The organism is Kiloniella sp. (genome assembly GCF_048259265.1).
Lineage (GTDB): Bacteria > Pseudomonadota > Alphaproteobacteria > Kiloniellales > Kiloniellaceae > Kiloniella.
On record NZ_JBLXHT010000006.1, the window covers coordinates 261,282 to 273,542 of the forward strand.

Sequence of the window (12,261 nt, forward strand, 5' to 3'; positions counted from 1 at the left end):
AAGTGCTCTCCTTATCCGACTACTGTTACGGGAACGCTGGCGTGCATAACAAGGTTGGCCGTTGCTGTGCCAAAGACACGTTTAACAAAGCCACCTTCTGATGAACGAGCGACAATAATTTGTTCAGCCTTTTCTTCGACGGCGACAGCATCGATAAGTTCAGCAACGTCACCATGACGCACAATGCCCCGTGCGTTAATGCCGTCAGCTTTTAAGGATGTAACAGCAGGATCGATAACGCGTTCCATCGCCATTGATATTTCTTCTTCGCGGCGTTTATGCCGTTGGGAATTTTCTTCGGCGGTTTGGAATGTATAAGGTGACCATTCAATCACATAGACCACAAGTAATTCACAGCCACCAATAAGATTGGCGAGCTTTTTAGCATAGGCGAGGGCACGGTTACCGGACTCTGTGCCATCAAGTCCTACAATTAATGTAGCGGACATTTGATTCCCCTCTGGTTTTTACTGTTCTATTTGGGGCTTTTACTATTCTGCGAAGCCCCCCTGTTTAATGTTTTTGTTTTTGGATCTTAAGATCACTTGTTACCTTTTTTTGGTAACAATTTGGTAACCATAACCTAAAGGTGAAAAAAATGCGATAGTTTTACAATCGACTGTTAGCGAGTAATGTCAAAACGCCTATTTTAATACTTCGTTCTTAATCGAACCATTTTGTGAAAAAGCCAGCTATAATTAAATGGTTCGGATCGAGTGACGTTATTTAATTTTTGAAAATAGAGGTCGATTATCGTGGTAAAACAAAAGCAACCTGTTCTCTTTATCGAACTGGGGTTTCTTTGCCTCTTGGCATTATTATGGGGATCATCTTATTTATTCGCGAAGGTCGCTGTGACGGAGATTCCGCCCTTTACACTGGTGGCTGGTCGTGTCGGGGGTGCAGCTATTTTTTTGGTTATTTTACTTGTTTTGAAACAGGAGAAATTGCCAAGGGACGGACGAAGCTGGCGCATGTTGTTTGTTCAATCATTTCTTAGCTCTATCGCAGCATGGACAATCTTGGCGTGGGGACAGCAGTATGTGGATAGTGCTCTTGCCAGTGTGTTAAATTCGACCTCTCCTATCTTTGTCTTTTTTATCACTTTACTGTTTACCCGTCATGAAAAGATAACGGGGTTAAAGCTTTTTGGGGCAACCCTTGGGCTGTTTGGCGTTCTGTCTATCGTTGGGGTTGATGCCTTAGACGGTTTGGGGCAAGAAGTTCTTGGGCAAATTTGTGCCGTTGGGGGCGCCTTTCTTTATGGCTGTGCCGCAATTTATGGAAAACGCTTTACCCATCTTAGTTCCTCGGTCATTGCCACGGGGACAATGCTTTGGGCGACGGTTGTTTTGGTACCTGCCAGCCTGATTGTCGATAAGCCATGGTCTTTGACACCTTCTGTCGAAGCTATTGGATCGTTAGCCATCCTGTCTATTTTTTGTACCGGCGTTGCGCTTCTGATTTATTTTCGGTTGATCAAAACCTTGGGTTCTTTAGGTGTTGCCAGTCAGGCATATTTACGTGCTGGTTTCGGGGTTATGCTCGGAGTGGTTTTTCTGGGGGAAGAAATTTCTTTTATTGTGGCCATTGGAATTCTGGCCGCTGTTGTTGGTGTGGCGGCAATTAACATGCCCACAAAAATCATGTCTATAAAAACCATGTGGGCAAAAGTTGCGAAATTAGGGGGGGGTAGACCCTAAGCTCTAGAGGCTTGAAAGGCATCGCGTATCGCCTGAGCCATTCCTGCTTTAGTATTGCATTCGCGTTGTGTGTTTTGCCGGAGGACAATATTTGTGCTCTGAAGTCTTGGAAAACCTTCTTCTGCGGTTAATTCTCGGCAGTCAGGCGGTATTTGGCCTTCGGCGACAATTCCGACTGCAATGCCTGATGATACCGCAGCTTGTAAGCCAAATGTACTGCTGCTGACATAGGTGATCTTATAATCTTTATTTTGCTGATCCAGACAGGCCAATGCCCATTCACGCCACCAACATTCACTATCGTACACAGCCACAGGCATGGGAGTACATTCGTGTTGGCAATATGTATCTGATGTAATCCAAACTATCGGATTGTTCAAAAGAATTTCACCGCCAGTTTTGGTGGCTTCTTCGTGAAGAATAATAAGGTCAAGTTCCCCCTTTTCCATCCCCTTATTAAGTGCTTCTGATTGTGCGCAGCGCACGGTTACTTCTGCTTGGGGATGTGTTTTTGCAAATCGAGAGAGAACAGAGGGGAGAAATGTACCGCCATATTCTTCTGGGATTCCAATTCTGACGGTGCCCTTCAGAGGATCTGTTTGTAATGATGCCGCGGCCTGATCCAATAACGACAGTATGCGTTTAGCATCTTTAACTAGGTGTTCCCCAGAAGGAGTGAGGGTAACGCCCCGTGGCCCACGATCAAATAATTTCCCGTTGACGATTTCTTCCAGTTTTTTCATCTGAATGCTAACGGCAGACTGTGTTCTGCTGACAATTTCTGATGCTCGGGTGAAGTTTTTTGTTTCCGCAATCGCAATAAAGGTACGGAGTAAATCGCTTTCAAGGTGAGGAGGCATAGCGCATATCTCAGAAATATAGTTATAATAATTTTAAATGCCTATCATATTAACTATGAATTTCAAAAATGTCTATCGCAGTCTTATATTCAGTAATAATTGATATAAGGAATAGGTTCGATGGTACATAAACTTGAAAATACTTTTAGGTCTCAATGCGTGCCACTGGGGAGTTTATGGGGATCACGTTTTCGGTCTTGGTTCCTTGCTAAGCGAAAGGAAAATGCGCGAAAACGAGAAATTTATAAACTCTTGAGCTGTGACGAGAAGTGGTTGAAGGATATTGGGGTATCTCGTGTTCAGTTAGTTGGCGAACTTGGCTATGACCCCAGAGAATTACCAAGCTTGGCAGGTGACGGCGAATACAGGTTCATGCATCCATCACATGGTCATAATCCGCGTTGGACAGTATAAATCGCTCTGTCTTTATAAAATACGTCCATAGTCTGTTCTGGTCAGGACAGTGTTTGATTTCCAAGGTTTGGAAAGGAAACTGGATATCGATCTTTTCTGGATGGCTTTTACCAAAGGTGGAGACGACTGTTCAGTTCTGAAAAAGCATCTGCTATCGATTTTTTTAAGGCGCGTTCGGTCTCTGAATTTTGTAACCAGGGAGAGACAGCGAAATAGAAGTTAGTCTTTTGGTCGAATTCTTTAATTTCACGCCAGCAAAGGTTTTGATTTTTTTGACAGAACAGCTCTGCAATCAGGACGTTCCCAATATAGAGTGCATCAAATTCTTCGGCCATCTGCATGGCAAGGGTGGAATAGGGTGTTTCCAAAAGGTTTTGTACCACAAGGTTATAACGACGCATGATTTCCTGATGCTCTGGATAGCAAGGGTCCGTTTTGGGGACCGAGATCATTCTTTGTGTGTCCAGATCAACGGGGCTGAGAGCGTTATGGACAGACAGTGGATGCGTCTTTGGCATGACACAGACTTGCCGAGCGGAAAGAAAGCGTTGGTTTTCAATCGATCCATGATCCAGTGGTTTGGTATGAAACGCAACATCGGCTCGGTTTTCAACGAGGGCTGAAACGGACTCTTCCATCGAGGCCGAGGTAACCTGAAAATGCATTGTATTTTGCCCGGATAAGCGGGTCAAAAGATGCGGCAACACTAATGAACAGTTGGAAAAGGACGCGCAGATGCGTAAATGGCTTAGCTGTTTGGTTTGTCCTCTTCGCCATTTGCGAAAGGTTTTATCAATCCCCGCCAGCAGGCTTTCTACGTCATCCAACAGGATTTTTGCTCGTTCAGTGGGAAAGATGCGTCCGTTCTGGCGTATGAAAAGCTCGGTTTCAAAAGCGCTTTCCAGTCGTTGTATGTGCTGACTGACAGAAGGCTGCGTTACTCCTAGTTTTTCGGCGGCTTTGGTAATGCTTCCCCCTTCCATTACGGCGGCAAAAGCCTCTAGAGATTTTAGGTGTGCGAGTTTGCTTTCTTTTAGGTTTTGCATCTTTGTTTACTGTCTTCGCCGATTATCTTGTTTGATTTTTCAAGGTGTGTTGGGCTTTTGATGATATAAAAATTTGCCTGTGACAAAATTATTGGCGACATTGCCAAAGGAAATCAAAGGGCGCTATGCTATTAAAACAACCTATAAAGTTATAAAATTAATTTATAAGATTGTCGGGCATAGTGCAAAGCTGTAGCCGTTATCTATTATAAAAACAGAACTTATTGGCAAGGTTATTTGTTGGTGATCTGTTTTCGTAAACTTGTTGCTGACCCCAAAGTCTATAAATTAAAGCTATGATATCGGCTTTATAATATCTTGGATAACATTCGGGATAATATTTTGGGCAGTATCAGGGCGTTATGCACAAGACCTGTTTGTTACAGAAAATAAATATAATCACAGGGAAGAAATTTATGTCGATTAGTCCGAAAAAGGTCGCGCTGGCATTTGCCACTACCTTACCTCTCTATAGCGTTATTGGAGCCTCAGTCGCTCAAGAAGCTGTGCAACCCGAGGCGACCCACGCCGTTGTCGAAAAACAGTCCGTGAAATCTCAAAAATTCATGGTGGCATCGGCCAATCCGATTGCAACACAAGCCGGTTATGAGGTGTTGGAACGCGGTGGGTCCGCTGCGGATGCGGCAGTAGCTGTGCAGTTGATGCTTAACCTTGTCGAGCCACAAAGCTCTGGCATCGGGGGCGGTGCCTTTATGGTTTATTGGGATGCCAAAGCAAAAAGCCTGACGACCTTTGACGGACGTGAAAAAGCACCAATGGCCGCAACGCCAGACTATTGGTTGGGAACAGATGGTCAACCTGTGGGTTGGTTTGATGCGGTTGTTGGCGGCCGTTCTGTTGGGGTGCCGGGCACGCTTAAACTGATTGAAACGGTACACCAGCGTTATGGTAATCAGGACTGGGCTGAATTGATTGAACCAACCCGTGCGCTGGCACAGGGCGGGTTCCAGATTTCGCACCGCATGGCTAATTCTATTGCTAACGCTGTTGGCAAACGCAAGCTGGAAGCCATGCCCCATACACGGGCTTATTTCTTTGATAAAAATGGTGACCCCTTAAAAGAAGGGACATTATTACGTAACCCTAAATTTGCGGCTGCGCTTGCGATGATCCAGAAAGAAGGTTCGAAAGCTTTCTATGAAGGTCAGATTGCCAAAGACATTGTCGAGGCCGTGAAGACGGAAGAAAATGGCGGCATTCTTACCTTGGAAGATATGAAGGCTTATAGCGTTGTTGAGCGTAAACCAGCCTGTGCGCCATATCGTGAGTATGAAGTATGCGGCATGGGACCACCGTCATCCGGTGCGCTGACCGTTGGACAAATTTTATCCATTCTTTCTAACTATGACATTCCGGCCATGGGACCAGGTACTGAAAGCACTCACCTGTATCTGGAAGCAGCTAAATTGGCCTATGCTGACCGTGGTCTTTATATGGCAGACAGTGATTTTGTGAAGATGCCCGAAGGGTTATTGGATCAGAGCTATCTGAAAGAACGTGCTGCTTTGATCGATCCGGCAAAAACAATGGGCAAGGCAGATGCCGGGACGCCGCCGTGGAAAGAAGCAAGTATTTATGCACCGGATACGCAACTGGAGCGTCCGGGGACCAGTCACTTTTCCATTGTTGATGCCGACGGTAATGTTATTTCCATGACCACAACCATTGAAACTGGTTTTGGATCTCGTGTGATGAGCAACGGTTTTCTTTTAAACAACGAGTTGACCGATTTCTCTCGTGCTCCAGAAAAAGATGGCAAGCCGATTGCCAACCGTGTTGAAGGGGGCAAACGCCCAAGATCATCCATGGCGCCAACCATTGTTCTAAAAGATGGCAAGCCTGTTCTGGCTATCGGATCACCCGGTGGATCACGGATTATCAACTATGTGGCCCAATCCGTCATTGGTATTCTGGACTTTGGCATGGACCCACAGGTTGCCATCAGCCAGCCACATATCGTCAATCGTAATGGGGCTACAGACGTGGAAGAGGGCACAGATGCTGTTGCGATGGTCCCCGCGCTGGAAGCCATGGGGCACGAGGTTAACGTGCGTGATCTGAATTCTGGTCTTCACGTAATCCAGATCCTTGATGGCGAACTTGTCGGTGGGGCAGACACCCGTCGCGAAGGCACCGTTCTCGGGGACTGATACTGACCAGTTATTATACTGGTTTGATCAATATCATTGATTAGGTTCTGTCGCACTTGGTAGAGTAATATCTAGTAGTCAGAACCTATTTTTTTGCATAAACCATATGAGTATTTCTCTGGGATGTCGTTTTCTGGGATGCAGGGGGCGTTGTTCAAACAGTTCAGGGGAAATATCTTGATTAACCCAAATTTGATACCTGTCCAATCAGGGGAGTGTTATGGAAAACTTTACACCTATATCGGCATTGATCGGTGGTATTCTGATTGGTGTTGCAGCCATTATTTTGATGCTGTTCAATGGTCGTGTTGCGGGGATTAGCGGTATATTAGGTGGGTGTTTTTCCACAAAGTGGGGGGATATGTCATGGCGGATCGCTTTTCTAGCTGGTCTGATCCTTTCACCGCTTTTATATGGTTTGTTCATGGGGCAAATCCCTAAGGTAACTTTTTCTATTTCCACGCCGCTGGTGATTATTGGCGGTCTGTTGGTTGGTGTTGGGACCCAATTGGGGAGTGGCTGTACCAGCGGCCATGGGGTTTGCGGAATTTCTCGTTTATCCGTCCGTTCGATCGCGGCCACATTGATTTTTATGGTGACGGCGGCTGTGACTTTATTCGTAATCCGCCATGTTTTGGGCACCTGATTGTTAACTTGTTGATTATGGAGAGAGTTATGAAACAAAGTTTTTTCGCTTTGATCGCCGGGTTGGTTTTTGGCCTTGGGCTCGTGGTGTCGCAGATGATTCATCCGGCCAAGATATTGGCATTTTTGGATGTCGCTGGAAATTGGGATCCAAGCCTTATTATTGTTATGGGCAGCGCGCTTTTGACGACAGGAATTGGTTACAGGCTGGTATTTTCCAGAAAAGACCCCTTGTTCTCTACGGATTTTAAGCTACCGGAAAAAATCAAGATTGATGCGCGACTTGTTCTTGGAGCCGCCCTGTTCGGCGTGGGTTGGGGTATCTCTGGACTTTGCCCGGGACCTGCTATTACCGGACTTTTGATCGGTTCAACAGAAATCTATCTGTTTTTACTGTCTATGGTGGCGGGGGTGGTGATGTTTAAGGGGATTAATCGGTTCATTGTTGGTAAGTAGCCGTTATAAATTGCGCAACATATAATAATTATCACTTTTTGGTTGTCGGTTTCTAGCTATTGGAATGGACCTCGCATTCTTATTCTTTAAGGCACAAACGCAAGAATTTACTTGTATTTTTGAGGTGTGTTAAGGGTTGTTTTTGTTGGTGTTTTATTAAACATCCCTCGGTTATTCGTGTAATTTTGGCTCAGATAATTTTCTGTAAACGGCAGTTTTTGTCCAGTTAATAAATTATGAAGTATTAAAACCGATAATAGCACCAAAGTGTGGTTTGGATTGGTTTGTATATTCATGAAAGAAACATCAAATTAACGCTTTAAACTTTAAGTCATATTGTCCTTTTATATGTAGCGTCTTGCTTTTGTTGTGGAGCGAGGTGTGTGGTGCAGCCCCGTTACAGGTAAGCGTTTTTGACTTGCCCCCTTTTGGTGGGCGCAATGCCGATGGACAAATCGTTGGTATTATCCCTGAGATTTTAACTGAAATAGAACACGAAACCGGGCTGGTTTTCGAGAAAAAAGTCGTTCCCTACAAACGAATGTTTCACGAATTGAAAACGGGCGAGAGTGATCTTGCAATCTTTTTTCGATCAACAAAGGGCGAGGAAATCGCATCTTCCAAAGCCCGGATATACACCCTGCGGAATGTTGTTGTCGGAAAGGCAGGTATTGATCTGTTGTGGTATAGTGATCTTTTGGGACATACAATTTCTGTCCCGGCCGGAACAGGGTATTATGACAAGTTTGATAATGACCAGAGATTAAAAAAAATACATGCTCGGGGGTTTTCCTCTGCTGTTAATCAGCTCTTAGCTGATCGGGTCAGTTTGGTCGCTGGTCCTGAAATATCGATTAATTACCACCTGATGCAACAGGGAAAGACACCGGATATTCTGGGGGAAGCTTTTTTTCTGAGCTATAGTTCTGCTTGGATTCAAGTGTCACATAAATCACAAAATATGTCGCCAGAGATCCTGCAGAAAATTGTGACCGGTGTGAAGAACTTGCACAACAAAGGTGTGATAGAAGCCATCTTGCGAAAATATAAAGGCGCAACGTCTTAAAAAGATGATTGTTTGGGCTGAGCAAACAAACTTTATATAATAGCTTTTCTTAATTGACTCTATGTATTTTGTACGACCTCAAACAAAATCCTCCGAAAACAAAATATGCTTACCGATTAAAACCGTAAGTTACGATAATAATTGGTGAAAAAGATCTTCTGTTCATGCTTCTTATGCTGAGTATGAGTGGCTTTATTTAAAAAAGTCATGTGAGAATAGAAAAAAATCGAGTTGTTAGGGGAGCATTAAGTGTTGTTTTTGAAATCATGGTTGTCGTGATTAGAGCAATAAAGTCATGACAGTTTTCTGAAATTAACGTTTTACTTACTTCCTCTGTTCAGTATGCACTTAATAGGCGAAAATAAAAAATATAATGAGACTTTTAAGTTAGAAGTCCGCAAGTGTTTTTGTCTTACGGGGTCATAAAAATAAAGACGAATTTATATGTGTTGGTACCAAGTAGTTTATTTTTTGGGGTTTATTAACGTTGTCTTAATGGCGGGAAGTGATGCTTCTCTTGCGGACCACTCTTCAGCAAACCAAGCGAATATTCGATGTTTTTCTGTTGATGATGGCTTATCTTCTAGTTTGGTGACTGAACACACATTCGATGGCGATGGATATTTATGGATAGCCAGTTCGAATGGTTTAAGTCGCTATGATGGTTATGATTTTACATCTTTTGTTCATGATGCCAAAGATAGCTTGAGCCTTGCGGGGACGAACTCTCGAAGTACGATGACTGACCGCGATGGACGTGTGTGGGTCGGGGGGAATAAATTAAGTCGATATAATCATAACAAAGGAAATTTCCAAAATTTCGATGTTTCCAGCCAAAATTTTATTTATACAATCCATCAAGATTTAAAGGGGCAACTCTGGATTGGTGGTGTCGGATTTGGTTTGCGGCGCATCGATCCTGAAACTGGTGAATTAATTCAGGTTTTTACTAATGACCCAATGATTGACAACTCTTTGGTGAGTAACACAATCCACCGTATTATTAATGGCCAAAATAATGATTTATGGTTGGCGACTGATCTTGGATTAGGGCATCTGGAAATAGATACGGGAAAAATAACGCGCTTTATTCTAAGTGACTATATTTCGACAATTTTTACTAATTCTATTCGTGATATTACAAGAGATTTTAATGGAAATTTGTGGATTTCAACAGCCGAAGGTGTGGTTGTCTTTAATCCTAAAAGTAAAGAATGGACTCATTATCAGCATTCAGAATTGGATAGTAGTTCAATTGCAACAAATGATGTCTGGACCGTATTCGAAGATACCATGGGTAATATCTGGGTTGGGACTGATAAGCACGGGGTTAACAAATATATCGCTGAGACTGATAGCTTTGTTCATTATCAGGCAGGTTCAGGACGTAACTTGGTTCCTCGTGGTGCCATTTTCGATATCAAAGAAGATATGAATGGTGCTTTGTGGTTAAGTGTTTTCAACAGTGGTGTGTGCCGCTTTAGCATTCATGATCTTAAGTTTCGTATTTATGAAGCCAATTCTTCATCGCCGGAAAAAGGACTGAATTTTAATAATTTGCTTGATCTACACGAAGATAAAAGCGGAAAGATCTGGATTGCAACAGATGGCGGAGGGATTAGTGTCTTTGACCCGGAAACGACCCTGTTCCGGCATATGGAGCATGATCCGAATAATCGCAATAGCCTGAGCAGTAATTCGGTCATTAGCATTGCCGAAAGTGATGATGGTACTTTGTGGTTTGGAACATGGGGCGGAGGGGTTAACAAATATGATCCAGTTCGTGAAATGTTTACACATTATAAAAGCAGCGGATTGAGAAAAGGGGGGCTTGCTGGAAACAATATTTTTGATATCCGTATAGATGATATGGGTATTTTGTGGCTTAGTGTTTGGGACAAAGGGCTACAGAGATTCGATCCCGTTATCGAAGCATTTACTGATTATAGCCTGGACAATAAAACCGCGCCCTTCAGATTGAAAAACAAACACATAAATTTTCAGCACGAAGACAAAAAAGGACGATTGTGGTTCGGTGGTCATGATGGCTTGGAGGTGCTTGACCCTAACAATATGCAAGTCAATTCCATTGTTTTAAACACGCAAAACGATATTTACGACGTAATGGAAACTGATGATGAAATGTTTTGGTTTGCAACTTCGGAAGGGCTAATTCTCTATGATCATGAGACCAATAATAAAGAGGTTTTCGGTGTTAAAGAGGGACTGCCAGATAGTTTTATATCCGGTATAGAGGTCGATAATCAGGGGATGCTATGGCTTGGTACAAGAAAAGGCCTGAGCAAGTTTGATCCCAAAACGAGACAAATTGATAATTTTGGCGTTTCTGATGGACTACAGGGTTGGGAGTTTAATCGTTTTAGCCATTTGAAATCAAAAACGGGTGACCTGTATTTCGGTGGTACCAAAGGATTAAACGTCTTTAATCCAGAATACTCTTATAAAAATACAAGGGTGCCAAAAGTCGAAATCACAGATCTAGAGATTCTCCAAAAGCCGATTTCTATATCGGATGACGGGCCTCTTTCCGAGGAAATAAGCTTGGTGAAAGAGATTTATCTGTCTCATGAGCAGCGGGATATTGCTTTTTCTTTTACGGCTTTGGATTTTAGCGTCCCAGAAAAAAATCAATTTAAATACATGTTGGAAGGTTTTGATAACCATTGGCACTGGGCAGATAGTAACTATAGAAAAGCAAATTATACAAACGTGCCTCATGGTGAGTATGTATTTAAGGTTAAAGCTGCAAATAATGATGGTGTTTGGAATAATGAAGGTACTTCTCTGTCTGTAATAATCTCTCCGCCTTGGTGGGATACCTGGGTTGCAAAGACGTGTTTTTTTCTTCTCGTCGCAGGGGGCGGCTATGCTTGTCATTGGATAAGGTGTTCCCGCAATTTAAAGCGGGAAAAGGAGTTGGAAAATCTTATCGAGCAAAAGACAGAAGAGTTGGCAAATTTTAATCGATTTTTAGAGGACAGAGTTACCGAACGTACGAAAGAGTTGGTGGCTGCAAAAGAAAGTGCTGAAATTGCGGATAGATCAAAAAGCGCATTTCTTGCCAACATGAGCCATGAATTGAGAACACCATTAAATGCAATTATTGGGTTCTCTCAGATGATGCAGTCAGAAGTTTTTGGATCGTTGGGGGATACTAGGTACCGTGGATATGTTGAGGATATTCATAATTCAGGTTCCCATTTATTAGCCTTGATAAATACAGTTTTAGACGTGTCTCAAATACAGGCAAAAGATACCATTCTATATGAAGATACTATTCGCTTAAGTAATGTTCTTGATGATGTTTTTTCAATGCTTTCTTTTGCTGCAAATAAAAAAAAGCTGAACATGGTTTCCCGAATTTCGCCAGAGGTACCATTGCTTTATGCCGATGAAATACGGATCAGGCAGATTTTATCTAATCTGGTTTCAAATGCGATAAAATTTAACAATGACGGTGGAATAGTCCAGGTTGAAATTAGTGGTGCAGCTGAAAAAGAAATTATAATTAAAGTTCAAGATAATGGGATTGGCATTGAAAAGGATAAAATTTCTGAAGTCTTAAAAAGATTTGGACAAGCAGAATCAAGCTTTAGCCGTGTCAATGATGGTATTGGTCTAGGGTTATCGATCGTGAATGATTTATGTAGCCTTCACCAAGCTAAGTTCTCGCTTGAAAGTAATCTTGGTGAAGGCACAGTTGCAACAGTCGTTTTTCCTAAAAACCGATCTGTTTCGCCTAAAGATGCCGCAAAAAGTGGGTCTTTGACAAAGTTAAAGAAGAAATTCGTTTAGGTTTATTTGTAGTAGTCGCGACTTGATCTGACAGTTAGCCGTTTTGTGGTGGTATCTGTCAGGTCAAATTCAATTCACGAATTT

General features: G+C 42.9%; 10 protein-coding genes. 7 read left to right on the top strand and 3 right to left on the bottom strand.

The features are described from left to right. Positions 1 to 11: 11 nt before the first annotated feature. On the bottom strand, positions 12 to 449 hold the full coding sequence (locus ACN0QW_RS11990) for a universal stress protein (RefSeq protein WP_299371297.1): 438 nt from the start codon (positions 447 to 449) through the stop codon (positions 12 to 14). 306 nt (positions 450 to 755) lie between these two features. Between ACN0QW_RS11990 and ACN0QW_RS11995 the strand changes: the two genes are divergently transcribed. Next, positions 756 to 1,703, top strand: a complete 948-nt coding sequence (locus tag ACN0QW_RS11995) for a DMT family transporter (RefSeq protein ID WP_417431786.1) — start codon at positions 756 to 758, stop codon at positions 1,701 to 1,703. Here the strand turns inward: ACN0QW_RS11995 and ACN0QW_RS12000 are convergent. Next, a complete protein-coding gene (locus ACN0QW_RS12000) occupies positions 1,700 to 2,563 on the bottom strand; it encodes a LysR substrate-binding domain-containing protein (protein WP_417431788.1) in 864 nt (287 codons plus the stop codon). The two genes, ACN0QW_RS11995 and ACN0QW_RS12000, sit on opposite strands and share 4 nt — an antisense overlap. 120 nt (positions 2,564 to 2,683) lie before the next feature. Between ACN0QW_RS12000 and ACN0QW_RS12005 the strand changes: the two genes are divergently transcribed. Continuing rightward, positions 2,684 to 2,977 (top strand): hypothetical protein, encoded by a 294-nt coding sequence (locus ACN0QW_RS12005; protein ID WP_417431790.1) that lies wholly within the window; start codon positions 2,684 to 2,686, stop codon positions 2,975 to 2,977. Positions 2,978 to 3,084: 107 nt separating this feature from the next. On the opposite strand, the gene ACN0QW_RS12010 is transcribed toward ACN0QW_RS12005, so the two are convergent. Then, the gene (locus ACN0QW_RS12010; protein WP_417431792.1) at positions 3,085 to 4,023 is read right to left on the bottom strand and encodes a LysR family transcriptional regulator; all 939 of its coding nucleotides are present in this window, start codon (positions 4,021 to 4,023) and stop codon (positions 3,085 to 3,087) included. A 416-nt stretch (positions 4,024 to 4,439) separates the two neighbouring features. On the opposite strand from ACN0QW_RS12010, the gene ggt reads away from it, so the two are divergent. The 5 genes from ggt (at position 4,440) to ACN0QW_RS12035 (ending at position 12,177) form a co-directional block, all read left to right on the top strand. After that, complete coding sequence (gene ggt, locus ACN0QW_RS12015; protein ID WP_417431794.1) at positions 4,440 to 6,194, top strand: gamma-glutamyltransferase; 1,755 nt, start codon at positions 4,440 to 4,442, stop codon at positions 6,192 to 6,194. Positions 6,195 to 6,414: 220 nt separating this feature from the next. Then, entirely contained in the window at positions 6,415 to 6,840 is a 426-nt protein-coding gene (locus ACN0QW_RS12020) for a YeeE/YedE family protein (protein ID WP_417431796.1), read from the top strand. Between the two features lie 29 nt (positions 6,841 to 6,869). After that, the gene (locus tag ACN0QW_RS12025) at positions 6,870 to 7,295 is read left to right on the top strand and encodes a DUF6691 family protein (RefSeq protein WP_417431798.1); all 426 of its coding nucleotides are present in this window, start codon (positions 6,870 to 6,872) and stop codon (positions 7,293 to 7,295) included. A gap of 379 nt (positions 7,296 to 7,674) precedes the next feature. Then, the gene (locus tag ACN0QW_RS12030) at positions 7,675 to 8,361 is read left to right on the top strand and encodes a substrate-binding periplasmic protein (protein WP_417431800.1); all 687 of its coding nucleotides are present in this window, start codon (positions 7,675 to 7,677) and stop codon (positions 8,359 to 8,361) included. Positions 8,362 to 8,856: 495 nt separating this feature from the next. Further along, positions 8,857 to 12,177 carry a two-component regulator propeller domain-containing protein gene (locus ACN0QW_RS12035; protein WP_417431802.1) on the top strand — a complete coding sequence of 1,107 codons (3,321 nt, stop codon included), beginning with the start codon at positions 8,857 to 8,859 and terminating at the stop codon, positions 12,175 to 12,177. Positions 12,178 to 12,261: the final 84 nt, after the last annotated feature.